Here is a 26,126-nt window from a genome sequence, read left to right as displayed (position 1 = left end):
ATGTCCGAGGAGGCACTCGCATCGTTCGTCGCCGCCCTCGACCGGGACGCGATTCCCGACGCCGTCGCCGACCGTGCAGGGCTCGCCATCGCCGACACCGTCGGCGCCATCCTCGGCGGGACGTCCGACCCCGCCGTCGCCGCGCTCACGGCGGAGTGGGCCGAGCGCAACGGCGGGCAGTCCACGCTGTTCGGGACGGCCGGCCAGCGCACTTCAGCATATAAGGCCGCGTTCTGTAACGCCACGGCGGGGACGGTGCTCGAACTCGACGAGGGGCACCGCTTCGCCGCGGGCCACCCGGCGATTCACACCCTCCCCGCGGTGCTCGCCGACGGCGAGGGGTCGTTCAAGCGCGGCGAGGAGCTCCTCGTCGCCTTCGTCGCCGGCTACGAGGCCGCCGTGCGGGCGGCGCGGCTGGTCGTCCCGCTCACGTCGGGCTACCACCCCCACGGCACGTGGGGGGCGGTCGGTGCGGCCGCAGGGGTCGCCCGGCTCCGCGAGTTCGACGCCGACCGGACGCTCCAGGCGATGCGCATCGCCGCGAACTACGCCCAGCATACCCGCTTCGCGGCGGCGACGGAGGGCGCGACGGTACGAAACGGCTACGCCGGGATGAGCAACCTCGCGGGCCTGCTCGCGGCCGACCAGGCACAGGCCGGCTTCACCGGGCTCGCGGATGGGGTCGCTCGCCACCTCGAACCGCTCGCCGGCGAAGGGCTCCACCGCGACGCGCTCGCCGACGGCCTCGGCGAGACGTGGGAGCTGGAACACGGCTACTTCAAGCGCCACGCGGCGTGTCGGTACACCCACCCCGTGCTCGACGGGCTGGCGGCACTCCAGCGGGACCACGAGATCGACCCCGCGGACGTGACCGCCGTCCGCGTGGAGACGTATCCCGCGGCCGCGGGGCTGGACGAACCCCATCCGAGAAACGCCCTGCAGGCGAAGTTCTCCATCCCCTTCGCCGTGGGCACGGCGCTCACGACCGGGGAGACGGGGAAGGCCGCGTTCACCGACGAGGCGCTGACGGCGGCGGCCGACGACATCGCGGAGCGCGTCGAGGTGACCGTCGCCGACGACATCGCCGAACGCGTCCCCGACGAGCGCGGGGCGCGAGTGATTATCGAGTTGGGCGAGGAGACGCTCACGACCGAGGTGCGGGCGGCCCGCGGCGGCGAAGACGACCCCTTCACGGAGGCGGAGCTGAAGGAGAAGTTCGGGGACCTCGTGGCCCCCGTCATCGGTGCGGGACAGGTGGAGGACCTCTGGACGGCGGCGCGCGAACCGGCCGCTCCGCGGGTCCTCTGTACTCTCTCGCGCGCGTAACCACTCATCATGATTTCTGACACGCCAGTCCGAGACTGGGAACGACAGGTGTACGACTTTCTGAAAAGCGACATCCCCGAGCCCGCCCGGGAGGCCGGGCGGAGGGTGATTGCGGACGTGCTCTCGGCAGCCGTCGCGGGCAGCGGGGCGGCCCAGCACGCGAGCGTCTTCGAGGCGGCCGATCTCCCCGACGGAGCGGCGAGCGTCCTCGGAACGGATCGGCGACTCGACCCGGCGAGTGCGGCCCTGCTGAACGTCACCGCCGCCATCACCCCGGAGATGGAGGAAGGCCACGACCGCGGTGGCCACGTCGGGGCGAGCATCGTCGCCGGGGCGGTCGGCGTCGCGGAGGCGAGCGGGACCTCGGGGGAGCAGTTCCTCGAGGCGTGCATCCGGTCGTACGAGCTCTGTACGCGCCTCGAGTACGCCATCTTCGCGATGAAAGCCCGGATGAACGAGGCGCTGCCGTGGCTGGTGCGTGACCCCCACTCCACGTGGACGACGGTAGGGCCGGCGCTGACGGCGGCCGCCTGCATGGGGCTCGCTGCCGAGGCCCAGCGCGAGACGTTCCGGACGGCCGCGAACCTCGCCGTCGTCTCCATGCACGACCCGTACGCCGAGGGGGCCCCCTCCCGGAACTTCACCGCGGGGTTCTCCGCGCAGGCGGGCGTGAGCGCGGCGACGTGCGCGGCCGCGGGGCTTCGCGGGTCGCCAGCGGCGATGAAGGCGGTGTACGACCCGTTCGAGGAGATTCTAAAGGAGGGGGAGTTCGCCGCTCTCTTCGACTCGCTGGGCGAGGAGTGGTGGATCACGGAGGCGTACCACAAGCCGTACCCCTCCTGTCGGTACACCCACGCGCCGCTGGACGCGCTCCGGGATTCGGGGTTCGATGGGAGTCCCGAGTCGGTCGAGCGCATCGACGTCTACACCTACCGGAACGGGGTCGACATGGCCCACACCCGCCCGGCGACGATGACGGCCGCGAAGTTCTCGACGCCGTACGTGCTCGCCCGCTGGGTGGCAAGCGGGAGCGTCGAGTTGGCCCACTTCGAGCCCGAGGCGCTGGCGAACGAACCCGTCCAGGCGCTCTCGGAGCGCGTGCACCTCCACCCGGACGAGGCGTACGAGGCCGCGTTCCCCGACGCGTGGGGCGCGCGCGTCGAGGTGACGACCCGCGACGGCACGACCGTCGTCGGCGAACGGGAGTACCCCCGCGGGGACCACCGCGACCCGCTCTCGGTGGAGGCGTTCACGGCCCGGACGCGGGCGCTCCTCGCGAAGGGACTCGACCCCGAGGCCGTCGAACCGGCACTCGACGCGCTGCAGACGGCCGACGAGCGGCCGGTCACGGAGACCGTCGCGGCGCTGCGAGGAGGCGAGGAGCACTGAGCCCAGCACGAGAGTACTGAGTTTCGGAACTGTTGTTCCGCTCTGCCGAACGAAACGGTAATGATTATATCTCCGTGGGAGTTACTGCCAGTATGACCACGAATGACGCGGTGAACGGGGGCGGAATCGGCGCTACCGAAACGTCGTTCGGCATCATCGAATTTCTTCGCGAATCGGCCGGTGCGGGCGTCTCCGAGGTCGCTGCCGAGTTGGGTGTCTCGAAGAGCACCGCGCACAACCACCTCACGACCCTGGAGTCGCTCGGCTACGTCGTGCGCACCGACGACGGGTTCGCGCTCGGCCTCCAGTTCCTCGACCTGGGCGACCACGCGCGCAAACGGCACTCGCTGTATCACGCCTCCGTCAGCGAGATGAACGACCTCGTCGAGACCATCGGCGAGCGCGGGCAGGTGATGGTCGAGGAGAACGGCCACGGGGTGTACATCTACCAGGTGAAGACCGAGCAGGGCGTCCAGACGGACTCCCACATCGGGACGACCGTCGACCTCCACGCGACCGCGGTCGGGAAGTCGTATCTCGCCTTCTGTGACGAGGCCACGCGGGACCGCATCCTCGGAGACGGCCTCTCCGAGCTGACGAGCCACACGATCAGCGACCGCGAGGCGCTCGAAGCCGACCTCGCCGAGATCGCCGAGCGGGGCTACGCGTTCAACGACGAGGAGCGCATCACCGGGATGCGTGCCGTGGGGGCCCCCATCCTCACCGACGACGAGGCCGTCATCGGCGCGATCAGCGTCTCCGGGCCGACCACCCGGATGAACGGCGAGTGGTACAGACAGGAGGTCCCCGAGATGGTGATGCAGGCCGCACGCATCATCGGCATCCGGGCGACGTACCCCTGAGCTGCGATTTGTTCGGCTCTGGCGAACAGTTGTTCGATTCCTCGCGAGGTTCGCCAACTCGCCAGCCCACTGGAACAAGGACTAAGAGGACCGGCCATCGAGTACCGATATGACCGATACAGAGTCGTCGGGAGGCGGTGGGTCCGGTCGCCAACTCAAGCTCGCCCGGCTCATCGACGAGTACGACCTCGCGGGGCTCGGTGAGGAGCTCGAGCGGAAGTGGACCGCCTCGGGCGACGAGCGACTGAGCCTCCGGGACCTCGCCACCCTGGTCAACAGACGCCTCCTCCGGTCGGCGATGACCGAAGCCGGGATGCAGCCACTGGCCGGCGAAGTGGAGAACGTCTACCGATTGCTGACGGACGACGAGGTGAGCACCGCGGACCGGACCCGGACGGTCAGGCGGCTCGAGCGCGAGGGGGTCGATATCGAATCCCTGCGAAGCGATTTCGTCACCTACCAGGCCGTTCGCTCGTTCCTCAAACGTGACCGGGGGGCGGAGTACGCCAGCGACGAGCGCGACCGGACCACCGTCGAGGCCGAGAACATCCAGCAGCTCCGCGGCCGCGTGTTGAGCGTCACCGAGGGGAAGCTGTCGCGGCTGCGGAACACCGACGAGCTGACGCTCGGTGAGTTCCGTCTGTTCGCCGAGCTCAGCGTCCTCTGTGAGGACTGTGGCCAGCGGTACGAGGCCGTCGAACTCCTCGAACGCGGCGGCTGTGACTGCGAACCGACCGCCTGAGGGTGCCACGACCACAAACGTTTATTGAGTGGCCTCGGTTTGGTGAGACATGGACGCTATGCAGAGTACTGATGACGACGCCGCAGTCCACGTCGAGAACGTGGGCGGAATAACGGAGACCGCAGTGGAGTTCACCCCCGGCGTCACCGTGCTGGTCGGTCGGAACGCGACCAACCGGACCTCCTTCCTGCAGGCCGTGATGGCCGCGCTCGGCAGCGAGAACGTCGCGATGAAAGGCGATGCAGAGGAAGCGTCGGTCGAGCTCACGCTCGGCGACGACAGCTACAGCCGACAGCTGTACCGTCGGCAGGGAACCGTCGTCACGGAGGGCGATCCCTACCTCTCGGACCCGGAGCTCGCGGACCTCTTCGCGTTCCTCCTCGAATCCAACGAGGCCCGACGGGCGGTCGCGACCGGCGGCGACCTGCGCGAGCTCATCATGCGACCCATCGACACCGCGGAGATCAAAGCCGACATCGAGTCGCTGGTCGAGGAGCGCCAGTCGCTCGAATCCAGGCTCGAGGAGATCGAGCGCCTGAAAGGCGACCTTCCCGGATTAGAGGAGAAGCGGACGCAGCTACAGTCGGAGATCGACGAGAAGCGCGCCGAGCTGGAGGCGAAGGAAGCCGAACTGGAGGCGGCGGACGCGGACGTCGAGGAGACGCGCGCGGAGAAATCGGAGCTGGAGGAGGAGCTCGAGCGCCTCCGGGGGAAACGCTCACAGCTCGACGACGTGCGCTACGACCTCGAGACGGAACGCGAGAGCCTCTCGGCGCTCAAAGAGGAGTACCGTGAGGTGGAGGATGAACTCTCCTCGCTGCCGGACGCCCCCGTCGGCGAGATCGGGGAGCTCGACGAGGAGATGCGGGGCCTGCGGGAGCGCAAACAGCGGCTCGAAGCCGAGGTGAACGAGCTCCAGAGCGTCATCGGATTCAACGAGGAGATGATGGAGGACCCGGATTCGAGCGCGCTCGCCGGGCTGGCACAGGAGGACGATGGAGCCGTCACCGACAAACTCGTCGACGACGACGTTCGGTGTTGGACCTGCGGAAGCGAGGTGCCGAAGGAGCAGATCGGGTCGACGATCAGCCGGCTTCGCGAGCTGAGCCGCGAGAAGGTCAGCACGCTCAACGGCATCGAATCCGAGCTGGAGGAGCTGCGGTCGGAGAAACGGGAGCTCGAACAGGCCCAGCGGGAGCGTGACCGCCTCGAACAGCGGCGCTCCGAACTCGACGGCGAGATCGACCGGGCGAACGAGAACATCGAGCGGCTCCAGGAGCGACGCGAGGAGCTCACCGCCGAGATCGCGGACGTGGAGGCGGCCGTCGAATCGCTGGAGGAGGCCGACTACAGCGCGGTGCTCGACCTGCACAAGGAGGCAAACCAGCTGGAGTACGAACTCGGCCGGCTGGAGACGGACCTCGACCGGGTGGAAAGCGAGATCGCGGATATCGAGGACCGCATCGCCGAACAGGACGAGACCGAAGCTCGGCTCGATACCGTGAAAGAAGACATCGAGGAGCTGCGGACGAAGATCGAACGCATCGAGCAGGGTGCCGTCGACAAGTTCAACGAGCATATGGACACCGTCCTCTCGATGCTGGAGTACGCGAACCTCGAGCGCATCTGGCTCGAACGGGTCGAACGCGAGGTCCGTGAGGGTCGACGGAAGGTGACGAAGAGCGTCTTCGAGCTCCACGTCATCCGCACCTCCCAGTCGGGGGCGGCCTACGAGGACACCGTCGACCACCTCTCCGAGAGCGAACGGGAGGTGACGGGACTGGTGTTCGCGCTCGCCGGCTATCTCGTCCACGAGGTGTACGAGACGGTGCCGTTCATGCTGCTCGACTCGCTGGAGGCCATCGACGCCGACCGCATCGCTGCCCTCGTCGACTACCTCACCGAGTACACGGAGTACCTGCTCGTCGCGCTCCTCCCCGAGGACGCGGCCGCGCTGGACGACGACTACCAGCGCATCACCGAGATATAGATAAAATAACAGCGTTAGGGTTGTTATTTCTGTTCGCCCCAGTGCTCCCACGTCCGTTTTCCCCTCGTAAACGAGCCAGTGAAGTCGTCGATCCGCCGAGATAGTCGTAACAGGAGTATAGGGTGTTATGGAGCCGGTTCGTGCCGTTCGATAGCCGAGAGCGAGATGCTCGATTCGAAAACGTGTTTACGAGGCGAAAACGCTACGCCTGCATGGCGTTGATCTGGATCACGTTCGCCGCACTCCGGAGGGCTTCGGGGAGCGTCTCTTCGAAGCGCTCTCCCTTCATGCGACTCGTGGGGCCGGAGACGCTGATGGCCCCGTAGAGGGTCCCGTCGTTGCCGTGTAACGGCGCGGCGATACACCGGAGTCCCTGCAGAATCTCCTCGTTGTCGACGGCGATACCCCGGTCGCGCACGGCCTCGAGTTCGGCTTTCAGCTCGTCGCGGTCCGTGATGGTGTGTTCGGTGACGGCGGGCTGGCCGTGGCGGTCGAGGATGGCGTCGACCCGCTCCTCGGGGAGATGCGCCAGGATGGCCTTTCCGAGTGCAGTACAGTGGAGGTAGTTCCGCGTCCCGGGATACGCGGCCGTCTGGACGCTGTGTTCCCCCTCGGACTTGTGGAGATACACGCCGCGCCCGTGTTCCTCGACCATGACCTGTGCGACCTCGCCAGTCTCCGCGGCGAGCTTGTCGACCTCCTCCTTCGCGACCTCGTAGATCTGGACGTTCCGCTTCGCGCGTTCACCGTAACCGACGAACCGCAGGCCGATGCGGTACTCGTCGCCCTCCTTCGCCACGAGCTCGTTCGCACGGAGGGTAGAGAGATGGCCGTGGATGGTGGCCTTCGAGTAGCCGAGGGAGTCCGAGAGCTCGGTGACCCCCGCGCTGCCGCGTTCGAGCAGCTCCTCGAGGATCTCACACGAGGTCTGGACCGCCTTGACCGACCGACCGCCACCGTCGTTCAGTTCGGACATGGCCGATGCATACCGTTCCACGCCAATAACTGTTTGGCCGTTGTAAACACAGTACACCGAGAACCCGAGCGCGATGGCTTCGAGTTCGGAGCGTAGAAAGCACGCGGACGCGCCAGATACCCGGATATCGACGATGTTCGGCGGGGGTCGAAGAGAGTTTACAGCTCGCAAACGCGGCGGACGTGCTTTGAGAAAGGAGTAGCGCCTTACTGCGTGGCCGTCAACTCGGCGTCCCCGTGGGGTCGGCCGCTCGTGCTGTGTTTCACCGCGTCGCCGGTTTTCGCATCGAACAGGTGGATCTTGTCCTCCGGGAAGACCACCGTCAGCGTGTCCCCGGCGCGGTACTGGGCTCCGCCGTCGACGCTCGCCGTGAGCGTCTGGTCGCCGAGTTCGAGATAGAGGTACGCGAGCTCGCCCATCGGCTCGACGACGCTCACCTCGCACTCCACCGCGTTCTCCCGCGAGGGGTCACACGGGGTGATATGCTCGGGGCGGATGCCGAGGGTGAGCGCGTCGGACGCCTCGGAGATCTCGTCCACGACGTCCGTGGGGAGGGAGTACTCGAACAGGTCGTGTTCGAGGGTCTCACCCCGCCGTTGGACCTCGAGGAAGTTCATCGACGGCGAGCCGATGAAGCCGGCGACGAACTGGTTCGCGGGTTCGTGGTAGCACTCCATCGGCTCGCCCACCTGCTGGAGCTCACCCTGGTCGAGGATGGCGATGCGGTCACCCATCGTCATCGCCTCGGTCTGGTCGTGGGTGACGTAGATGGTGCTGACGTTGAGGTCCTGCTGGAGCTGCTGGATCTCCGTCCGCATCGTGGTGCGGAGCTTCGCGTCGAGGTTCGACAGCGGCTCGTCCATCAGGAACACTTCGGGCTCGCGGATGATCGCTCGGCCGAGCGCGACCCGCTGTTGTTGCCCGCCGGAGAGGTCACCGGGGCTCTTCTCGAGGAGGTCGCTGATCTCTAAGAGCTCCGCAGTCTCTTCGACCCGCCTTCTGATCTCGCTTTTCGAGAGATCCGTCGTGATCTTCAGCCCGTAACCGATGTTCTTCCGGACGGACATATGCGGGTAGAGCGCGTAGTTCTGGAACACCATCGCCATATCCCGCTCTTTGGGCTTCTTGCCCGTGATCTCGTCACCGTTGAGGACGAGCTCGCCATCCGTGGCGGTTTCGAGCCCTGCGATACACCGGAGGGTGGTCGACTTCCCACAGCCGGACGGTCCGACGAGCACGAGGAACTCCCCGTCCTCGATCGTCAGGTCCAGACTGTCGACGGCGACGATATCGCCACCCTCACTGTCGAACACCTTCGTCAGTTCGTTTAGTTCGAGGCGCCCCATGATTTCCTGCTACTCCGGATTTTTCACGACAGTTAATAAATCCACCCCTCGCTCAGACGACGATCCGCACGTCGCCGTCCTCCTCGTGCCACTCGGTGGGCTCACTCCCGTTGACGCGGACCGATGCCGGGGTCGTTTCGAGGCCGCTGACGGTGAGTTTCGTCGTCTCGACGCTCCCCTCCTCGACGTCGACGGTGAGAGCATCGCCGACGGCCGTCACCTCGACGGTGCGCATCTCCTCGGCGTCCTCGTCGAAGAAGCGGCCAGTCGCCTCCCCCTCGGCGAGGTACGCGTGGTGGGTGAGGGTCTCCGGGGTCCCCGACTGCACGGTCTGTGTCGCCTGACGCCGCGAGACGACGCCACCGCCCCGGTAGAACACCGGCATCGTGTCGAGCGGGGCGTCCACCGACACCGTCGTCTTCCCCTGATAGCGCTCGCCCGTCTCGTGGCGGTACCACTCGCCGTCCGGGAGATAGACGGCGCGGGTGGTGTCCCCCTCGAAGACGGGGGCGACGAGGACCTCCTCGCCGAGCAGGTACTGGGTGTCGAGCCGGTGGGTCGCCGGGTCGTCCTGGTACTCGAGCAGCAGCGGGCGCACGACGGGGAGGCCGGTGCGAGCGGCCACCTCCGCGTACGTGTAGATGTACGGCAGCAGTCGGTAGCGGAGCCGGGCGTACTCCCGGAAGACATCGAGCGCCTCCTCGCCGAACGCCCACGGCTCGCGCGGCGTGGTGCCGTGACACCGGCTGTTCGAGGAGAGGAGCCCGAACTGGGCCCACCGGACGTACAGGTCGTCCGAGGGCGTCCCCCGGAAGCCGCCGATGTCGTGGCTCCAGAAGGCGATGCCGGAGAGGGAGGCGCTCAACCCCCCACGGAGGGCCGCCGCCATCCCGTTCCAGCTGGTCTGCGGGTCACCGCCCCAGTGCATGGGGAACCGCTGGCTCCCGGTCCACGCGGCCCGTCCCCAGACGAGCGCCTCGTCCGTGCCGTTCACCTCGCCTACCGTCTCGTACACCGCCTCGTTGTAGAGATACGGGTAGAGGTTGTGCATCGACTTCCCGCTCTTGCCGTTGTGGAACGTCGCGTCCTTCGGGATGTACTCCCCGTAGTCGGTCTTGAAGACGGAGACGCCCATCTCCAGGAGCCGGCGGTGCTTGTCGGTCCACCACTCGACCGCGTCGGGGTTGGTGAAATCGACGATGGCGCCCCGGTAGTCACCCTGGCAGGTGTTGTCCATCAGATACGCGTCGCCGGTGCCGTCCTCGACGAAGTAGCCCTCGCGGACGCCCTCGCGGAACGCCTCCGTCCCGGCGGGGACGTGCGGGTGTTCCCACAGCGAGAGCCGGAACCCCTTCTCGTCGAGGGCGTCGATCATCCCGGGTGGGTCGGGGAACTGGTCGGTGTCCCACTCCAGGGTACACGACTCGTTGGGTGGCATCCAGAACGGGTCGAGGTGGACGACGTCGGATGGGATCTCCTCCTCACGGAGGCGGTCGGTGATGGCCTCCAGCTCCTCCCGGGATTCGTAGCCGAGCCGGGACATCCACGTCCCGAAGCTCCACTTCGGCGGGCGGGGGGGACGGCCGGTGAACGCGGTGTACGTCTCGATGATGTCGCGGAACGCGGGGCCGTAGAAGAAGACGAAGGAGAAGCGGTCGTCGTCGACCCCGACCGTCGCGCTGGCCGTCGACCCGGTCCCGAAGTCGTAGGAGACCTTGTTCGTGGTGTCGACGAGCATCCCGTAGCCGTTCGTCGAGAGGTGGAACGGGATGGACTTGTAGGCGCGTTCGGTCTCCGTCCCCAGCGGCTCCTCGTGCCACGCTTCGATCTCGCGGCCCCGGCGATCGAACTCCACGAACTGCTCGCCGACGCCGTAGATCTTCTCGTCGGGCGACAGCCGGAAGGCCGTGCCCGTCTCGTCGACGCGGCGCGCGCGGTTGTTGATACGCTCCTGGGTGAACCCCAGCGCGTCCACGCGGTGTTGGGCCGCCACGTCGTGATCCTGTCGCTGCTCCTCGAAGACGACCGTCCCGTCGAGCGCTTCGACGCGGAACGACCAGGTGTCGAGCCCCACCACGACACGGAGTCGCTCCGTCTCGAGTGAGAGCGTCCCGTTCGATTCGGTCACGTCGAGCGAGACGGACTCCGAGATAGCCTCGTGGTCGTACTCGGGGTAGTCCGGCTCCGTCGCGGTCTCCGGGTTCACCTCCAACTCGAACTGGAAGGTGCTCGGGTCGTAGAACTGGAGGGTGACCGGGAGGGGCCAGGGTTCCGTCACGTCGCCGTCGGCCGCGTCGAGCGTACAGTCGAGTCGCACGGTGTCGCCGTCGACCTCGTAGGAGGTGACGCCCGCTACCGTTGAGCGTGCCATCTGCATGCCTGAGCACGGACGGGTGCGAGTATTAAATATTCCCCCGGGGAGACAGGACTCGGGAACTCGAGGAGGGAACCTGTCGGGGAACCCGCACCATCGGAACGTTTATCGGTGCGATACGTGCACACACGGGTGATGCCACAGGATAGCGAACCGGACTACCGCATCCCGCAGGGGGGCGGTGTCCCCTGGCGCGATATGGGGATGGAGGAGACGCACCGACCGGCCGAGCGCGACATCGAGATCACCGACGTGAAGACCATGGCCCTCGCCGGGAACTTCACGTGGGGGATCGTCAAGGTGGAGACGAACGCCGACGTCTACGGGCTCGGCGAGACCTTCCGGGCGGAGGCCGCGCTCGACATGGCCGGGCGGATGGATATCGACCTCGAGGGGGAGAACCCGCTCGATACGAACCGCATCGTCGAGCTGCTCAATCAGCGGTACACCGGCTGTGGCCGCATCGGACAGGCCGCGTTCACCGCCATCGAGACGGCGTGTTACGACATCAAGGGCAAAGTGCTGGACGTGCCGGTCTACGAACTCCTCGGCGGGAAGTTCCGCGACGAGATCAAGATCTACTGTGACACCCACGGCGGGGAGTCGCTCGGCGAGGCCGAGGCCCACGACCCGACGGAGGTGTACACCCCCGAGTCGTACGCCAGAGCCGCCCGCGAGGTGGTCGATGCCGGCTTCGACGCGCTGAAGTTCGACCTCGACGTGCCGACCCACGATTCGTACGACGAGGCGAACCGCCGGATGGACAACGAGGCAATCGAGCACAAGCGCAAGCTCGTCCGGGCCGTCCGCGACGAGATCGGCTACGACATCGACCTCGGGATGGACCTCCACTGGAACTTCACGGCCGAGACCGCGGTCCGGCTCGGGAAGGCCGTCGAGGAGTTCGACCTCGCGTGGCTGGAGGACCCCTGTCCTCCAGACCGGCTCGACGCCCAGCGTCGGGTGCGCGAGAAGCTCGATACGCCCGTGCTCACCGGCGAGAACCTCGTCACGCCGTCGCAGTTCCACAACGCGCTGGAGGCGGGGATCATGGACATCGCCGCCCCCGACGTGAACAAGTGTGGCGGCCTCCGCGAGTACGTCGCCATCGCCCGGCTGTGTGACCTCTACGGCGTCCCCATCGCCTCGCACAACATCTCGAGCCCGCTGGGGACGGTCGCCGGCGCGCACGTCTCCGCCGCCATCCCGAACTTCGTCGCGATGGAGTATCACGCCCGTGACGTGCCGTGGTGGAACGACCTCGCGGTCCGCACCCACGGCAGCGGGCCCATCCTCGAGGACGGCTACGTCGACCTCCCCGAGGGGCCGGGACTCGGCGTCGAACTCGACCGCTCGCTGGTCGAGGAGTACCTGACCGACGACTCGGAGCTCATCATCTGAGATGGCCCGCGTCGTCATCACCGACCACGACTTCGACGACCTGTCGGTCGAGCGCGCCGTGCTCGAGGAGCTCGCGGAGGTGGTCGCGCTCAGCGACCGGCCCGGTGCCGAAGTCGACCCCGCGGCGCTGGCCGACGCGGACGCCGTGTTGAACCTCCGGACCGATCTGGGGGCGAGCCACGTGGAGGCGCTGGAGGAGTGTGCCGTCATCGCCCGCTACGGCATCGGCGTGGACAACGTCGACCTCGCCGCGGCGAACGACGCCCGCATCCCCGTGACGAACGTCCCCGACTACTGCCAGGAGGAGGTCGCGACCCACGCCGTGAGCCTGCTGCTCGCGCTGGCGCGGGGGGTCGACCGCTACGACCGCTCGGTCGGCGACGGGGCGTGGGACCGCGAGGTCGCCACCCCACTGCATCGGCTCTCGACCCAGACCGTCGGCGTCGTCGGGTACGGGGCCATCGGCCGGGCCGTCGGCGAGCGCGCGGCCGCACTCGGGCTCGACGTGGTCGCCAGCGACCCCTTCCTCTCTCCCGACGACCTCGCGGACGACCCGGCCACGCTCTGCTCGTTCGAGGAGCTGCTCGACCGCGCCGACTACGTCACCGTTCACTCCCCGCTCACCCCCGAGACGGAGGGGCTGTTCGACGACGAAGCCTTCCGCCGGATGCGTGAGTCGGCGTATCTCGTGAACGTCGCCCGCGGCCCCATCGTCGACGACGACGCGCTCGAACGCGCGCTCGACGCGGGTGAGATCCGCGGGGCGGGACTCGACGTCTTCCCCGCCGAGCCGCCATCGACGGACCACCCGCTGCGTGACCGTGAGGGCGTCATCACCACGCCGCACGTCGCGTGGTACTCGGAGGAAGCGAACGAGGAACGGCGGCGGACCGCCGCGGAAATCGTGAAGACCGCGCTCGAAGGCGGGTTGGTTCGGAACGTCCAGAACGAGCCGTCGGCGTAGGCTTACGCCTTGCCGACGCCGGCAGTCAGTCCCTCGACGATCTTCCGCTGGAACAGCAGCATGAACAGCATCAGCGGGACGATAGACATGAACACCGCGGCGGAGATGGTCCCCCACGGGAACGTGTACTCACCCTGGTAGAGGGCGATCCCGACCGTGATGGTCCGCATGTTGTCCTGCGTCATGAACGCCAGCGCGAACAGGAACTCGTTCCACGCGTAGATGAAAACGATGATGGCGGCGGTCGCCATCGCCGGCGCGGAGACGGGGAGGATGATGCGGAACAGCACGCCGAGCCGGGAGAGCCCGTCCATCATCCCCGCCTCCTCGAGCGAGTCCGGGAGCTCCTTGAAGTACGCCTGGAAGATCCAGATGGCGAACGGGAGCTGGAACGCCGAGTACGGCAGGATGAGCCCGAGATAGTCGTTCAGCAGGCCGACGTTCCGGGCCAGCTGGAACAGCGGGATGAGCCGCGAGAAGAACGGCAGCATCGCGGAGAAGAGGATGATGAGCAGGACGGGCACCTTGTAGTCGAACTCCAGCCGCGAGAGCGCGTACCCCGCGAGCGAGCCGAGCAGGACGGAGACGACGGCCGTCCCGCCGGCGACGATGACGGAGTTGAACAGGTAGCGCATGAACGGCGCGTCCGTCAGCGCGGTGCGGTAGTTGTTGAGCGTCACCTCCGTCGGGATGTAGTTCACCGGGAACTGGACGATGTTCCCCGTCGTCTTGAACGAGGTGATGAAGATCCACAGCACGGGGAAGAAGGAGACGGCACACAGCGCGAACACGGAGCCGTAGAAGCCGAGCTTCTTCCCCACTTCCTGCAGCGTGTCGAGGTCGAACGAGGCGCGGTCGACGACGCTCATCTCACCGCACCTCCGGTTCGTAGAGGGTGGTCACGTAGAAGAGACTGATGACCAGCGCGAGCATGGTGATGGCGGTGGCCGCGGCCGACCCCATCCCGAAGTCCAGTCTCGTGAACGTGAGTTCGTTCGCGTAGAGGACGAGCGTCCGCGTCGCCCCACCCGGGCCGCCGTTCGTCAACCCGAACGGGAGGCCGAACGCCTGCAGCGCCGGGAGCGTCCGGAAGATGAGCGCGACGAGGATGGTCGGCTTCAGCAGTGGGAGCGTGATGTCCCGGAACTGCCGCCACCTCGAGGCGCCGTCCATCCGCGCGGCCTCGTACAGGTGGTCGGGGATGCTGGAGAGCCCGGCCAGGAGGATGAGCGCCATGAACGAGGTGGTCTTCCAGATCGTGACGAAGATCATCGCCGCCAGCGCGGAGTCGGGGTGGGCGAGGAACGCGTAGGGTTTCGCGAGGATGCCCAGCCGGACGAGCATGTCGTTGATGACGCCGTACTGCCCGTGGAACATCCACGCCCAGATGCGCGCGTTGATGATGGTCGGCAGCGCCCACGGGAAGAGGATGGCCGCCTGCGCGAAGTAGCGCCCCTTGAACTTCCGGTTCAACAGGAGTGCGACGCCGAGCCCCAACACCAGTTCCACCGGCACGCTCACGAACGTGTAGATGAGGCTCACGCCGAGGGCGTTCCAGAACTCCCCGTCCGCGAGCAGCGCGGCGTAGTTGTCGAGTCCCACGAACACCGTCTCCCGGGTCGGCAGCACGTAGCCCGTGTGGAGGCTCCCCCAGACCGTATCGAGGATCGGGTAGAACGACACCGCAAAGAGGAAGCCGATCACCGGCGCCAGCAGCACGACCGCCAGCTCCTGTTCACTCAACCGGAGTTCCCGATACCGGACGAACCGTCGTCTGAGTGCCTCCGCGTACCCGCCTCCGGGCGCGTTGGCGTTCCCAGTCTGCTCAGTGTTTGCCATTGTTCAACATAGCTGTTGTCCACTATTACATAAATCTGGTCACGTCAGTCGTCCGGCAGTACCCCACCGGTGACGGCGTGGTTTTATGTACTGCCGGGGACACGAACGACACAGCGTCACAGATGCCGGCAAAACAGACGGAGACCACGGAGTATCGCGCACAGGTCTGGCACGGCTGGCAGTCGCTCGACCGGGGGTGGAAGGCGACGATCATCGGCTGTGTCCTCCTCGTCATCGCCGCGGTGTAGATGGAGACCGACGAGCGGGACGCGGTGCGCCATGCCGTCGGTCGGCTCCTCCCCGGCCTGGCGGTGATGGCTGCCATCGCGGGTGGGAGCCACCTCGTCGGCGCGGCGACCCCCCTCAGTCCGCTCGTCGTCGCGGTCGGCGTCGGGATGCTCATCGCGAACACGGTCGGCGTTCCCCCGGTCGTCCGGCCGGGGCTCGACCGCCATAAGCTCAGTCTGGAGACCGGGATCGTGCTGCTCGGGGCCCGCCTCTCGCTCGGCGAGCTCGCCGGCGTCGGCCCGACCGTCGTCCTGCTCGCCGCCGCCGTCGTCGCGTTCGGCGTCCTCTACGCGGAGTTCCTCTCGCGGGTCGTCTTCGACCTCCGGGAGAGCGTGGGGTCGCTGCTCGCTGCGGGCGCGAGCATCTGCGGGGTGTCGGCGGTCGTCGCCGTCGCCGGCAGCATCGACGCCTCCGAGCGCGACATCGCGTACGCCGCGGCGACCGTGCTGTTGTTCGACGCGGTGACGCTCGTCGCGTTCCCGCTGGCCGGCGAGCTGCTCGCGCTCTCAGGCGAGACGTTCGGCGTCTGGGCCGGGCTCAGCATGTTCTCGACGGGACCGGTCGCGGCGGCCGGGTTCGCCCACTCCGACGTGGCCGGGCAGTGGGCCACCCTGACGAAACTCGTCCGGAACGCGTTCATCGGCGTCGTCGTCATCGGCTACTCCGCGGTCTACTCGCGCGGGTCGACGAACCTCGCGGCCGCGTGGAACCGGTTCCCGAAGTTCATCGCGGGGTTCCTCCTCGTCGTCCTCCTCACCAACCTCGGGCTCGTGAGCCAGCCACAGCGGGCGACGCTCGGGACCCTCTCCGACTGGCTGTTCCTCCTGGCGTTCGCCGGCCTCGGGTTCGAGGTGACGGTGGAGGGGATGGTCGACGCCGGCGTCCGGCCCGTCCTCCTCGTGTTCGTCCACCTGCTCACCGTGAGCATGCTCGCGCTCGCCGTCGTGACAGTGCTCGTGTAGGCAAACGTTATGTAACCCGAACATGATGGCCTACTCGTATGCCAGACCGCTATCTGAAGGTCGTAGAGCCATCGGACAACGTCGCGACCGCACTCCGGGACGTCGAGGCGGGTGAGACCGTCGAGGTCGACGGCGACGGCGAGACGCGACGCATCGAGGTGGCCGAGGACATCAGCTTCGGCCACAAGATCGCCATCGAGGAGATCGAGACGGGCGAGACCATCCGGAAGTACGGAAAGAGCATCGGAAACGCCTCCGAGCACATCCCGGTCGGGGCGTGGGTCCACGTCCAGAACGTCGAGAGTAACTACGGCCGCGGCGACATCGCGGGTGAAGAAGCCCAGGCGGCACACCACGAATAATGAGTGAATTCCTCGGATACGAACGGTCGGACGGAAGTGTCGGCATTCGAAACAACGTCGTCGTCGTCTCGACGGCCCCCTACGCCAACGACACGGTGAAGCGGACGGCGGAGATCGTCGACGACGCCATCCCCATCACCCACCCCCTCGGTCGGTGTCAGACGAAGCCCGACGTCTTCCAGACGTATCGCACGCTGCTCGGCTATGCGACCCACCCGAACACCTACGGCGCGGTCGTCATCGCCCACGCCGGGGAGATCGTCGACGGTGACGAACTCGCCCGGGACGTCGCGGAGACGGGGCGGCCGGCCGAGAGCGTCAACATCCACCGGGAGAAGGGCGTGATGAACGCCCTCCAGCGCTCCGTGAACGCCACCCGCGATATGGTGCAGGCCGCGAGCGCACAGCGGCGGACGCCACACGACCTCTCGGAGCTCACCTTCGGTATCAACTGCGCCACCTCGGACACGACGAGCGGCCTCTGTCAGCACCACGCGACGGCGGGCGCCGTCTGGCGGCTCATCGACGAGCACGGTGGCCGGGGCGTCTTCGCCGAGACCCCCGAGTTCTTCGGCGGCGAGGAGGAGCTCGCCGAGCGGGCGGTCACCGAGGAGGTGAAACAGAAGATCCTCGACCGCGTCGAGTGGTGGGACCAGCGCCTGCAGGCGACGGGCTACGACGTTCGCGGGGCCCAGCCCACCCCCGACAACATGGACGGGGGGCTGACGACCATCGAGGAGAAGTCGCTCGGCGCGCTCGTCAAGTCCGGCGAGGGGCCGATCCAGGACATGGTCGATTACGCGGAGCAGATCCCCGAGAAATCCGGGATGTACATCATGGACACCCCGGGACACGGCGCGGAGTCCGTCACCGGCATCGGGGCCGGCGGTGCCCACTTCATGGTCATCTCGACCGGGCAGGGGCACACCCTCTCGAACGCCGTCATGCCGACCATCAAGATCACCGGCAACCCCGGCAGCGCCGAGCGCGTCCCCGAGCAGACGGACGTGGACGTGAGCGACGCACTCGTCGGCGACAAGTCCTTCGAGTGGGCCACAGACGAGCTCTGGGAGGAGCTGATGGAGGTCGTCAACGGGAAGCTGACGATGAGCGAGGCGATGGGTGAGAGCCAGTTCGCCATCCATCGCATCGGCCCGTCCACGTGATGGAGGTCGAACGCGAGCGAGCGGAGGCGGTCGCCACGGCCGCTTTCGAGGCCTGCGGTATCGACGCCGACGACGCGGTGACGACCGCACGGGTGCTCGTGAGCGCCGACGCGCGGGGGAAACACTCCCACGGGTTACGCCGGCTTCCGCGGTTCGTCCGCGGTATCGAACACGGGAACGTCGACCCGGACGGGGAGATCGCCATCCAGCGGGATCACGGCGCGACTGCCACGCTCAGCGGTGGGTCCCGTCTCGGCCCCGTCGTCGCCACCGACGCGATGGCGATGGCCTGCGCCCGGGCCGGCGAGTTCGGTATCGGTGCGGTGGGCGTCAACGAGACGAACCACCTCGGGATGCTCGGCTACTACACCGAGATGGCTCGACAGGACGGCTACGTCGCGCTCGCGATGACGAACACCGAACCCGCGATGCCCCCGCACGGGGCGGCGGAGCCGATCCTCGGGACGAATCCGATCGCCATCGGCCTCCCCACGGAGCCGGCGTTCAACCTCGACATGTCCACGTCGGCCATCTCCCGTGGGGCCGTCTCGCGGGCGAGCGACCGCGGTGAGTCGCTCCCGGAGGGCGTCGCCATCTCCGCCGACGGGGAGCCGACGACGGACCCCGATGCCGCCCTCGACGGCTCGATCCGGCCCTTCGGCGGCGCGAAAGGCTCGGGGCTCGCCATCGCCGTAGAGGTCCTCGCCGGCGGGCTCGTCGGTGCCTCGATGGGGCGGGACGTGACCGGCACCTACCACACGGCCGACCCCTGCACGAAGGGTGACCTGTTCGTCGCCATCGACCCCGTCGCGCTCGGGGGCGAGGACGCCGTCGAACGCATCGAGACGTTCCTGACGGGGATCACCGCACTCGAGACCGCGGCCGGGTTCGACTCGGTGCGGCTCCCGGGGCAGGCCCGGCCGACCGGGGAGCCCGTCCACGTCGACGACGAGACGTGGGCAGAGGTCCGGTCGCTGGCGGACCGCTGACCGGCGCGACCGCCGCCGAGCTTTATTTCCGAGTACTCATCGACGGAGTAACAGAAACTTTTATCACTTGATTACTCAATTGACCGACGTATGCCAGACAATAGCCAACAGGCTCCGAGGAGACAGTTCATCCGAGGACTGGGTGCGGCTGGGCTCGTCGGATTGGCAGGGTGCACTGGGCAGAACAGCGACGGGAACGGGACCGACACCGGCAACGGTGGCGGCGGTGGCAGCAACACCGACGGCGGTGGCGGTGGCGGTGGCGGCGGCACCACGAAGATCAAGTTCGTCGCGCCGGGGTACTCGGGGGTCTTCAGCGAGGACATCGTCCCGATGTTCAACGAGGACGTCTCCGGGGTCGAGGCGACGACGCAGACGACGACGGCGGAGTCCTCCTCGACGCGGAAGTACTTCGTCAACCAGTTCGTCTCGCAGTCGTCCGACTTCGACAACGGGATGATGGACGTCATCTGGCCGGCGGAGTTCGCAAAGAACAACTGGATCGAGCCGGTGAACGACCCACAGAACCACACCGACGCGATGCTCGATACGCCGGTCGACGCCGTCACCATCGACGGCTCGCTCGTCGGGATGCCGCTTTTCACCGACGCGAACGCGTTCTACTATCGGTCGGACAAACTCGAGGAGTACGGCTACGAACCGCCGAAGACCTACATGGAGGTCGTCAACATCGCACAGGACATCCTGAAGCGAGACGACGAGATCAACAACGGCTACATCTGGCAGGGGGGCGCCAACGAGGGGCTCACCATCATGTGGCTCAACTGGCTGTGGGGGATGGGTGGCGGCGTCCGCAAGGACGGCAAACTGGTCGTGAACTCCGAGAAGGGCGTTCGCGCGCTCGCTCATGCCCGTGCCCTCATCCACGACTACGGCGTCACGCCGGAGTCCGTGCCGGCGAGTAGTACGGACCAGAACCGCCAGACGTTCCAGCAGGGGAACACGCTGTTCATGCGGAACTGGCCATACGCGGTCGGCCTGATGAACGCAGAGGACTCCCCGGTCCAGGGGAAGTTCGACGTCGTGAAGATGCCCAAAGCGGAGGGCCATCCCGACGCGAACAACTCCTGTCTCGGCGGGTGGAACGTCTTCATCAACCGGTACTCCGACAACAAGGAGGCAGCCCAGCGGTTCGCCTCCTACATGGCCTCGAAGAAGGTCCAAAAGCGCCTCGCGCTCGAGCACAACTACCTGCCCGTGCGCAAGGACATCTACAACGAGGAGAACTTCCAGAAGAACCCGCTTCTGGAGACGTTCTACGGGGCGCTCCAGCAGACCAGCGCGCGGCCGGCCTCGCCGCAGTACACGACGTTCTCCTCCATCGTCTTCAACGAGGCGAACAAGGCGCTCATCAAGGAGAAGACCCCACAGGAAGCACTCGACGACGCGCAGGCGAAGATCGACCGTCAGGTCAACAACGCCTGAACCGTCAGGTCAACAACGCCTGAACCGTCAGGTCAACAACGCCTGAACCGTCAGGTCAACAACGCCTGAGCAGGACCCACTTTTTTCGGGCGGCGCGGTACCGGCGTGAGCGACGGCGAAGGGAAAACGAGCGCGGACAGCGAGAGGAAACGGCGAGTAGGGAGAACAGCGGGTCAGTCGGCGATCGCGACCGTCTCAGCCACCCGGTGGTACGTCCGGTCTAGCACCTGCTTCTGGGTGGCGTCCAGCTCGGGAAGCGGGACGATGGGGTCGCCGATGCCGCGGATCGAACGGCTGACCAGATACTTGATCGCCGCCGCGGTCGGGATGTCGTCCATCGCGCTCACGGTGGGGGAGACCACCTCGTTCATGAGCTCCGTCGCCCGACCGCGGTCGCCCGACCGGTACGCCTCGACGAGCTCGACGACCGCCCGCGGGAAGACGTTCGCGGGGCCGGCCACCAGGCCATCACAGCCCGCATCGAGCGAGGCGAGCGCGAGTTCGGTCGACCCCTGAAGGACGCCGAACCCCTCGGGCGTCTCCCGGGTCACCTCGTAGACGAAGTTCATGTCGCCGGAGGTGTCCTTCAGGCCGATGATGTTCTCGTGGGTCGCGAGCTCGACGACCGTCTCCACGCTGAGCCGCTGGTTCGTGAGCGCCGGGATGTGATAGAGAACGACGGGGAGCGACGAGGTGTCCGCGATGTTCGCGTAGAACTCGGCGACCCCGCCGTCCGTCGTCTGGAGGTAGTACGGCGTCACGACGACGGCCGCGTCCGCCCCGGCCGCGTCGGCCGCGTCGATATGCTCGAGAACGGCCCCGGCGCTCGTGTCGCCACAGCCGGCGAGGACGGGCACGTCGCCGGAGGCGTCGACGACCGTCTCGATCGTTCTGGCGCGTTCGGCCGCGGTCAGGCTGCTGAACTCGCCGATCGACCCGCACGGGAACAGGCCGTCGACCCCGGCGTCCACCAGCAATCGGGTGTAGTCACGAAGCGCGCGCTCGTCTATTTCGCCACGCCGTCCGGTGGTCGGCGTCGCCATGGGGACGTATACCCCTGAGAGTGACATATCCCTTCTCTGTACAAGACACCAGAAATAAGTTATGGTGATTACGGTGAATCACCGGCGTCACGAGCGTCGCCAGCGCGGGCGTTCGGCCCGGCTCGCGGTGCCCGGGGGTACCACGAGCGTCGCGACGGGCGAAATTTTATTAGGCATTGTGAGCACGTCTCAAACAGCATGCAGTTAGAGCCTACCAGCGGGTACGAGGGAGCGCTACTGATAGACGGTGCCTGGGTCGAGGGCGAGGGGCGGCAGGACGTCGTCCACCCGTACGACGGGTCGCGCGTCGGGTCCATCGCCCTCGCGGGCCGTGAGCAGGTCGTGGAGGCCATCGAGGCCGCCGAACGGGCACAGGAGGCCGCTGACCTCTCCGCCTACGAGCGGTACGAACTGCTCTCGAAGACGGCCGACCGGCTCGAAGCGGAGCTGGAGTCGGTCGCCCGCCTCCTGACGAGCGAGCAGGGGAAACCCCTCTCCGAGTCGAAAGGGGAGGTCGACCGGGCGGTCCAGACGCTGCGGCTGTCCGCGGAGGAGGCGAAACGCCAGTTCGGCGAGTACGTCCCGATGGACGCCCAGCGGGGGTTCAGCCGTGACCACTGTTTCACCCAGCACGAACCGCTCGGCGTCGTCGCCGCCATCACCCCGTTCAACTTCCCCATCAACCTCATGGTCCACAAGGTCGGCCCCGCGCTCGCGGCCGGCAACGCCGTCGTCGGGAAGCCGGCGTCGAACACCCCGCTCGTGAGCCTCAAGCTGTTCGAGTTCCTCGAGGAGGCCTGCCGGGAGGTCGGAGCGCCCACCGGGCTCGTCAACGTCGTCACGGGCAGCGGGAGCACCACCGGTGACGCCATCCTCGAACACGACGCCGTCGAGGCCATCTCCTTCACCGGGAGCACCGCCGTCGGGAAGTATCTGGCCAACAACAGCGGCATGAAGGAGCTCACGCTCGAACTCGGTGGGAACGACCCGACGATCATCTGGGACGACACCGACATCGAGGAGGCGGCGGCACAGGTGGTCGGCGGCGCCTGCTCGAACGCCGGCCAGGTGTGCAACAGCGTCGAGCGGGTCATCGTCCCCGAACACATCGAGGGGGACGTGGTCGAGGCGCTCGTCGCGGCCGCGGAGGAGTTGACCGTCGGCGACCCGTTCGACCCCGAGACGAACGTCGCGTCGATGGTCGACGACGACCAGTTCGAGACGGTCGTCGACATCTTCGAGCGGACCGTCGAGGCCGGAGCGACCGTCGAGTGCGGCGGGAACTACGGTGGCGACCTCGGGCCGCGCACCTTCGAGCCGACCGTGCTCTCCGGGGTGACCCCCGAGATGCCCGCCGCGAAGGAGGAGGTGTTCGGCCCGCTGGTGCCCGTCATCACCGTCCCGGACTTCGACGCCGCCATCGAGGAGGCGAACAACACGAACTACGGGCTCGAAGCCGGCATCTTCACGCAGGACATCGACCGCGGACGCCGGGCGGCAAACGAGATCGACGCCGGCGGCGTGAACGTGAACACGGTGAGCGGGTTCCGCGCGGACCACATGCCCTACGGCGGCTTCAAGGACAGCGGCGTCGGGAAGGAGGGGATCAAGTACGCCGTCGAGCACTTCTCCCGGCAGAAACTCGTCGGGTTCCACGACGGGTTCAACGCCTGAACCCGGGGACGACCCTCGCGTGGCATTTTCGGCGTTCGAGACGGTCGGTGTGGCGAGTCAGTCGAGCGTGACCCAGCGGTCGGTTCGGTCGGCCTCGTAGACCGCCTCCATCGCGTGCATGTCCACGAGCCCGTGGGCCCCGTCGGCGTACAGCGGGGTCCCCGTCCGGACGTGGTGTGCGAAGTAGTCGAACTCCTCTAACATCTGGTCGACCTTGGTTACGTCCACGCTCGCGCGCCCGTCCCCGCGAGAGACGTGGAGCGACCGCTGCTGGTCCTGGAAGAACGCCGGTTCGATGCCGACCTTCCCCTCGGTGCCCGTCACGTGGATCTCGCTGGCCTGCCGGGCGTTGTGGCTGGCGAAACAGGAGGCGTACACCTCGTCGGGGAACGCGACGGTGAACGAGACCGTCTCGTCGACGTCCGCGAACGCGTCGTGCGTGCTCCGCGTGCGGCCGGTCACCGCGACCGGGTCGGCATCGAGGAGGAACCGGGCGGTGTTGAGCGGGTAGAGCCCGATGTCGAACAGCGCGCCGCCGCCGGCCAGCTCCTCGTCGAGCCGCCACTGGTCGGGGTCCGGGTTGATACGGTCGAGCAGCCGCTGTGACATCGTCCCCCGGATCTCGACGGGCTCGCCGATGATCCCCTCGGCGATGAGCTCGCGGGCGCGTCTGACCGCCGGCTCCGTGTGCATTCGGTAGGCGATCATCAGCTCGACGCCGGCCTCCGCGCAGGTCTCCCGGAGCGTCGCGGCGCGCTCTGAGTCCCGTTCCATCGGTTTCTCACAGAGCACGTGCTTGCCCAGTCGGGCGGCCGTCTCGACGTACTCCAGGTGAAGCGCGTTCGGCGTCACGATGTAGACGGCGTCGTACTCCGAGGCCGCGACCCCGTCGTGGAACTCGTCGTAGGTGATGCCGCGGGCGTCCCCGTCCACGTTCGCCGCGACGCGTTCGGCCTTGTCGGTCGTACTGGTGACGATGACGGAGGGCTCACACACCTCGCTGGCCTCGAGCGCGGGGAGCGCCCGGCCGCGCGTGAACCAGCCGACGCCGATGACGGCGAACCGCATCGGCTCGAGCGTCGACAGGTCGGCCGTCTCCCAGTCCCGCGCGGTGATACCATCCAGTATCGGGTCGAGTCGCTCGCTCATGGCTCGTTCGTGACGCGACGGGGTATTAAATCCGACCCCGACACCGACTGTGGTCTCCCTCCCAGTGCTCCCTGACAGACGCCAGACCCGGAGCTCGAACCCCGCCGATGACGGTGAGATAGCTGTAGAAATATCAATTTTAAACATATTTAAGATAGGATACTATTGAGAGATAATATGAGTTTTTCCACGGGTAAAATTGTACGTATTGCACAATATAGATCTACCTGAGGAGGGGAGTTCGCTCCACAGCCGCGATTTCAGACGGGTATGTACCACCGGGAAGGGACAGCACAGGACGGGACATCCAGCGAGGATAGCAGATCGGTCAGGAGCTTCCCCAGTCGTCGCCACGACGAGTGACACGCCGATCAAGTAGAATATTTACAAGATACTGAGGAGGGTGTCGACGCCGTGACCGCCTCTGAACGCAAAAATTTTCATAATATTAGACAACATATCATATTGTAGCTGAGTTTTCATAATATTAGACAACATATCATATTGTAGTTGAGTTCAGAACCCACCCATCGCCTCGCCGTCGTGAAGCGGGCGAGGCAGGTCTTGCCCACCCCCGACGGGCCGGCGAGGAAGACGTCCTGCGGGGCGCGGCCGTCGACGACGGGCTGGAGGGCATCGCGGAGCCGGTTCTTCTCCGCGTTCCGATGGACGACATCACCGGGAACCCAGTCGGCATCGGGAACCCGGGCGTTGTGAAATCGCTCTTACCGAAGCGACTCACCCCGAGAGCTGATAAACGGAAGGGGGTAGCTTCCGGGTTTCCGGGTTCTAGAACGCGACGGAACGGAAGCCACCAGCACACTGAACGGGCCGAGTCGGTGGGAGTTAGCCTCAAGAACTATCAGAGCAGCGAGCAAAGTGTAGGCGACCGCGGTCGTAGAAAGCGAACCCGTCGCCGGGAATATATTTATTAGCACATCAGTACGTGTCTCCAACATATCGATGCACGGGGAAAACGCGGAGTCGTTGCGAGAAGACTGGGGGAGTGTGCTCTTCGTCGACTTGCGGAACTTCACGAACCTGCTGGAGTTCTACGGTGCCCAGAAGCTCGAGGAGGTGCTCGACGAGATGTTCGTCGACTTCAGACGGGTCGTCGAGTCCTACGGGGGGTCGGTCGACAAACTCGTCGGCGACGGGATGATCGCGGTGTTTCGCGACGACCGGGAACGGGTGGGTGGCGAGGGATCGGGAACGCGCAGGGAAAATTTAACCAACAAATTGGTTTAGAGCCAGTTTTGTTGGTTAAGCCACCACCGAACCGCCGCTGTAGCTGTTCACCCAGTGTCGATTTCGTGGCGACACACACCGCGTTTCCGGTGAAATCACAGAGCATGGGCGTGGAAGCAGAGCCAGAACTGTCGACCCCCAATGGGGCACGAGGGACCCATCTCTGGGGGGACTCGTGGGATGTCCTCGAGGAGAGATTAACCAACAAGAGACGGTATAGGACGGATTGTTGGTTAAGGTTCGGAGACGCACACCGTGTTTCCGGTGAAATATCGAGAGAGGGCCTCGGGAGGTCGTGGGGATTACGCTGTTCTCCAGGACCTGGCAGTCACATTACGTCGTGATAACTTCCACGAGAATCACGAGAATCGACGGGTAGCCAGCTCGTGACATCGACCCATGCACCAACCGGTGTTCGGGACATCGGGTAGTCGGATACACACACCGCGTTTCCGGTGAAATGTCGCGAGTGGGTGACGAGCGGTGGACGGGAGATGGCGTGGGAAGGCGATGCGGGAGAGAGCGGGCGATGGTGCAGACGAGGGAGTCACGGACGGGGAAGCTGGAGATCAACGAGAAAGCGACGGAC

22 protein-coding genes and 1 pseudogene are annotated in these 26,126 nt (G+C 66.6%); 15 read left to right on the top strand and 8 right to left on the bottom strand.

Annotated features, from left to right (window positions below):
- From ACQUQR_RS15490 to ACQUQR_RS15470, 5 genes are all read left to right on the top strand, one after another.
- Complete coding sequence (locus tag ACQUQR_RS15490; protein ID WP_435197420.1) at nucleotides 1-1,326, top strand: MmgE/PrpD family protein; 1,326 nt, start codon at nucleotides 1-3, stop codon at nucleotides 1,324-1,326.
- A 9-nt stretch (nucleotides 1,327-1,335) separates the two neighbouring features.
- On the top strand, nucleotides 1,336-2,715 hold the full coding sequence (locus ACQUQR_RS15485; protein ID WP_435197419.1) for an MmgE/PrpD family protein: 1,380 nt from the start codon (nucleotides 1,336-1,338) through the stop codon (nucleotides 2,713-2,715).
- 92 nt (nucleotides 2,716-2,807) lie between these two features.
- Nucleotides 2,808-3,578 (top strand): IclR family transcriptional regulator, encoded by a 771-nt coding sequence (locus ACQUQR_RS15480; RefSeq protein ID WP_435197418.1) that lies wholly within the window; start codon nucleotides 2,808-2,810, stop codon nucleotides 3,576-3,578.
- Between the two features lie 109 nt (nucleotides 3,579-3,687).
- A complete protein-coding gene (gene rdfA, locus ACQUQR_RS15475) occupies nucleotides 3,688-4,320 on the top strand; it encodes a rod-determining factor RdfA (protein ID WP_435197417.1) in 633 nt (210 codons plus the stop codon).
- A 49-nt stretch (nucleotides 4,321-4,369) separates the two neighbouring features.
- Nucleotides 4,370-6,310, top strand: coding sequence for an archaea-specific SMC-related protein (locus ACQUQR_RS15470; protein WP_435197416.1), 1,941 nt, complete (start codon nucleotides 4,370-4,372; stop codon nucleotides 6,308-6,310).
- Nucleotides 6,311-6,512: 202 nt separating this feature from the next.
- Here the strand turns inward: ACQUQR_RS15470 and ACQUQR_RS15465 are convergent, their stop codons facing one another.
- From ACQUQR_RS15465 to yicI, 3 genes are all read right to left on the bottom strand, one after another.
- A complete protein-coding gene (locus ACQUQR_RS15465) occupies nucleotides 6,513-7,286 on the bottom strand; it encodes an IclR family transcriptional regulator (RefSeq protein WP_435197415.1) in 774 nt (257 codons plus the stop codon).
- 206 nt (nucleotides 7,287-7,492) lie between these two features.
- Complete coding sequence (locus ACQUQR_RS15460) at nucleotides 7,493-8,632, bottom strand: ABC transporter ATP-binding protein (RefSeq protein ID WP_435197414.1); 1,140 nt, start codon at nucleotides 8,630-8,632, stop codon at nucleotides 7,493-7,495.
- Nucleotides 8,633-8,684: 52 nt separating this feature from the next.
- Nucleotides 8,685-11,003, bottom strand: a complete 2,319-nt coding sequence (yicI, locus tag ACQUQR_RS15455) for an alpha-xylosidase (protein WP_435197413.1) — start codon at nucleotides 11,001-11,003, stop codon at nucleotides 8,685-8,687.
- A 138-nt stretch (nucleotides 11,004-11,141) separates the two neighbouring features.
- On the opposite strand from yicI, the gene ACQUQR_RS15450 reads away from it, so the two are divergent.
- Together ACQUQR_RS15450 and ACQUQR_RS15445 are read left to right on the top strand one after the other, a co-directional pair.
- On the top strand, nucleotides 11,142-12,407 hold the full coding sequence (locus ACQUQR_RS15450) for a mandelate racemase/muconate lactonizing enzyme family protein (RefSeq protein ID WP_435197412.1): 1,266 nt from the start codon (nucleotides 11,142-11,144) through the stop codon (nucleotides 12,405-12,407).
- 1 nt (nucleotide 12,408) lies between these two features.
- Nucleotides 12,409-13,371 (top strand): C-terminal binding protein, encoded by a 963-nt coding sequence (locus ACQUQR_RS15445; RefSeq protein WP_435197411.1) that lies wholly within the window; start codon nucleotides 12,409-12,411, stop codon nucleotides 13,369-13,371.
- 2 nt (nucleotides 13,372-13,373) lie between these two features.
- On the opposite strand, the gene ACQUQR_RS15440 is transcribed toward ACQUQR_RS15445, so the two are convergent.
- Together ACQUQR_RS15440 and ACQUQR_RS15435 are read right to left on the bottom strand one after the other, a co-directional pair.
- Nucleotides 13,374-14,240, bottom strand: coding sequence for a carbohydrate ABC transporter permease (locus ACQUQR_RS15440; RefSeq protein ID WP_435197410.1), 867 nt, complete (start codon nucleotides 14,238-14,240; stop codon nucleotides 13,374-13,376).
- 1 nt (nucleotide 14,241) lies between these two features.
- Complete coding sequence (locus ACQUQR_RS15435) at nucleotides 14,242-15,210, bottom strand: carbohydrate ABC transporter permease (RefSeq protein WP_435197409.1); 969 nt, start codon at nucleotides 15,208-15,210, stop codon at nucleotides 14,242-14,244.
- A 122-nt stretch (nucleotides 15,211-15,332) separates the two neighbouring features.
- On the opposite strand from ACQUQR_RS15435, the gene ACQUQR_RS15430 reads away from it, so the two are divergent.
- From ACQUQR_RS15430 to ACQUQR_RS15405, 6 genes are all read left to right on the top strand, one after another.
- Entirely contained in the window at nucleotides 15,333-15,458 is a 126-nt protein-coding gene (locus tag ACQUQR_RS15430; protein WP_435197408.1) for a hypothetical protein, read from the top strand.
- On the top strand, nucleotides 15,459-16,460 hold the full coding sequence (locus ACQUQR_RS15425; RefSeq protein ID WP_435197407.1) for a YeiH family protein: 1,002 nt from the start codon (nucleotides 15,459-15,461) through the stop codon (nucleotides 16,458-16,460). It begins immediately after the preceding gene.
- A gap of 38 nt (nucleotides 16,461-16,498) precedes the next feature.
- Nucleotides 16,499-16,822, top strand: coding sequence for a UxaA family hydrolase (locus ACQUQR_RS15420; protein WP_435197406.1), 324 nt, complete (start codon nucleotides 16,499-16,501; stop codon nucleotides 16,820-16,822).
- The gene (locus ACQUQR_RS15415; protein WP_435197405.1) at nucleotides 16,822-17,988 is read left to right on the top strand and encodes a UxaA family hydrolase; all 1,167 of its coding nucleotides are present in this window, start codon (nucleotides 16,822-16,824) and stop codon (nucleotides 17,986-17,988) included. Before ACQUQR_RS15420 ends, ACQUQR_RS15415 begins: the two co-directional genes overlap by 1 nt.
- A complete protein-coding gene (locus tag ACQUQR_RS15410; protein WP_435197404.1) occupies nucleotides 17,988-18,977 on the top strand; it encodes an Ldh family oxidoreductase in 990 nt (329 codons plus the stop codon). Before ACQUQR_RS15415 ends, ACQUQR_RS15410 begins: the two co-directional genes overlap by 1 nt.
- Nucleotides 18,978-19,067: 90 nt before the next feature.
- A complete protein-coding gene (locus ACQUQR_RS15405; protein WP_435197403.1) occupies nucleotides 19,068-20,423 on the top strand; it encodes an ABC transporter substrate-binding protein in 1,356 nt (451 codons plus the stop codon).
- A 173-nt stretch (nucleotides 20,424-20,596) separates the two neighbouring features.
- Here ACQUQR_RS15405 and ACQUQR_RS15400 read toward each other — a convergent pair whose 3' ends face one another.
- Nucleotides 20,597-21,493, bottom strand: coding sequence for a dihydrodipicolinate synthase family protein (locus tag ACQUQR_RS15400; protein WP_435197402.1), 897 nt, complete (start codon nucleotides 21,491-21,493; stop codon nucleotides 20,597-20,599).
- 171 nt (nucleotides 21,494-21,664) lie between these two features.
- On the opposite strand from ACQUQR_RS15400, the gene ACQUQR_RS15395 reads away from it, so the two are divergent.
- Complete coding sequence (locus ACQUQR_RS15395; protein ID WP_435197401.1) at nucleotides 21,665-23,140, top strand: aldehyde dehydrogenase family protein; 1,476 nt, start codon at nucleotides 21,665-21,667, stop codon at nucleotides 23,138-23,140.
- A gap of 57 nt (nucleotides 23,141-23,197) precedes the next feature.
- Here ACQUQR_RS15395 and gfo6 read toward each other — a convergent pair whose 3' ends face one another.
- Nucleotides 23,198-24,289: a D-xylose 1-dehydrogenase Gfo6 gene (gfo6, locus tag ACQUQR_RS15390; RefSeq protein WP_435197400.1), complete on the bottom strand. Its 1,092-nt coding sequence runs from the start codon at nucleotides 24,287-24,289 to the stop codon at nucleotides 23,198-23,200.
- Nucleotides 24,290-24,768: 479 nt separating this feature from the next.
- Nucleotides 24,769-24,951: pseudogene (locus ACQUQR_RS15385) on the bottom strand (AAA family ATPase); the annotation flags it as partial.
- Nucleotides 24,952-25,252: 301 nt separating this feature from the next.
- Between ACQUQR_RS15385 and ACQUQR_RS15380 the strand changes: the two are divergent.
- Nucleotides 25,253-25,537: an adenylate/guanylate cyclase domain-containing protein gene (locus ACQUQR_RS15380; protein ID WP_435197399.1), complete on the top strand. Its 285-nt coding sequence runs from the start codon at nucleotides 25,253-25,255 to the stop codon at nucleotides 25,535-25,537.
- Nucleotides 25,538-26,126: the final 589 nt, after the last annotated feature.

It is taken from the genome of Natronomonas sp. EA1, from assembly GCF_051195035.1.
GTDB lineage: Archaea > Halobacteriota > Halobacteria > Halobacteriales > Haloarculaceae > JBNTJV01.
The sequence above is the reverse complement of the archived record's forward strand: the minus strand, read 5'-3'. Positions and strand labels throughout refer to the sequence as shown.

Bases quoted from the DNA above. Each gene is read 5' to 3' on its own strand.
- ACQUQR_RS15490 (WP_435197420.1), top strand. From the start codon at position 1: ATGTCCGAGGAGGCACTCGCATCGTTCGTCGCCGCCCTCGACCGGGAC.
- ACQUQR_RS15485 (WP_435197419.1), top strand. From the start codon at position 1,336: ATGATTTCTGACACGCCAGTCCGAGACTGGGAACGACAGGTGTACGAC.
- ACQUQR_RS15480 (WP_435197418.1), top strand. From the start codon at position 2,808: ATGACCACGAATGACGCGGTGAACGGGGGCGGAATCGGCGCTACCGAA.
- rdfA (WP_435197417.1), top strand. From the start codon at position 3,688: ATGACCGATACAGAGTCGTCGGGAGGCGGTGGGTCCGGTCGCCAACTC.
- ACQUQR_RS15470 (WP_435197416.1), top strand. From the start codon at position 4,370: ATGGACGCTATGCAGAGTACTGATGACGACGCCGCAGTCCACGTCGAG.
- ACQUQR_RS15465 (WP_435197415.1), bottom strand. From the start codon at position 7,286: ATGTCCGAACTGAACGACGGTGGCGGTCGGTCGGTCAAGGCGGTCCAG.
- ACQUQR_RS15460 (WP_435197414.1), bottom strand. From the start codon at position 8,632: ATGGGGCGCCTCGAACTAAACGAACTGACGAAGGTGTTCGACAGTGAG.
- yicI (WP_435197413.1), bottom strand. From the start codon at position 11,003: ATGGCACGCTCAACGGTAGCGGGCGTCACCTCCTACGAGGTCGACGGC.
- ACQUQR_RS15450 (WP_435197412.1), top strand. From the start codon at position 11,142: ATGCCACAGGATAGCGAACCGGACTACCGCATCCCGCAGGGGGGCGGT.
- ACQUQR_RS15445 (WP_435197411.1), top strand. From the start codon at position 12,409: ATGGCCCGCGTCGTCATCACCGACCACGACTTCGACGACCTGTCGGTC.
- ACQUQR_RS15440 (WP_435197410.1), bottom strand. From the start codon at position 14,240: ATGAGCGTCGTCGACCGCGCCTCGTTCGACCTCGACACGCTGCAGGAA.
- ACQUQR_RS15435 (WP_435197409.1), bottom strand. From the start codon at position 15,210: ATGGCAAACACTGAGCAGACTGGGAACGCCAACGCGCCCGGAGGCGGG.
- ACQUQR_RS15430 (WP_435197408.1), top strand. From the start codon at position 15,333: ATGCCGGCAAAACAGACGGAGACCACGGAGTATCGCGCACAGGTCTGG.
- ACQUQR_RS15425 (WP_435197407.1), top strand. From the start codon at position 15,459: ATGGAGACCGACGAGCGGGACGCGGTGCGCCATGCCGTCGGTCGGCTC.
- ACQUQR_RS15420 (WP_435197406.1), top strand. From the start codon at position 16,499: ATGCCAGACCGCTATCTGAAGGTCGTAGAGCCATCGGACAACGTCGCG.
- ACQUQR_RS15415 (WP_435197405.1), top strand. From the start codon at position 16,822: ATGAGTGAATTCCTCGGATACGAACGGTCGGACGGAAGTGTCGGCATT.
- ACQUQR_RS15410 (WP_435197404.1), top strand. From the start codon at position 17,988: ATGGAGGTCGAACGCGAGCGAGCGGAGGCGGTCGCCACGGCCGCTTTC.
- ACQUQR_RS15405 (WP_435197403.1), top strand. From the start codon at position 19,068: ATGCCAGACAATAGCCAACAGGCTCCGAGGAGACAGTTCATCCGAGGA.
- ACQUQR_RS15400 (WP_435197402.1), bottom strand. From the start codon at position 21,493: ATGTCACTCTCAGGGGTATACGTCCCCATGGCGACGCCGACCACCGGA.
- ACQUQR_RS15395 (WP_435197401.1), top strand. From the start codon at position 21,665: ATGCAGTTAGAGCCTACCAGCGGGTACGAGGGAGCGCTACTGATAGAC.
- gfo6 (WP_435197400.1), bottom strand. From the start codon at position 24,289: ATGAGCGAGCGACTCGACCCGATACTGGATGGTATCACCGCGCGGGAC.
- ACQUQR_RS15380 (WP_435197399.1), top strand. From the start codon at position 25,253: ATGCACGGGGAAAACGCGGAGTCGTTGCGAGAAGACTGGGGGAGTGTG.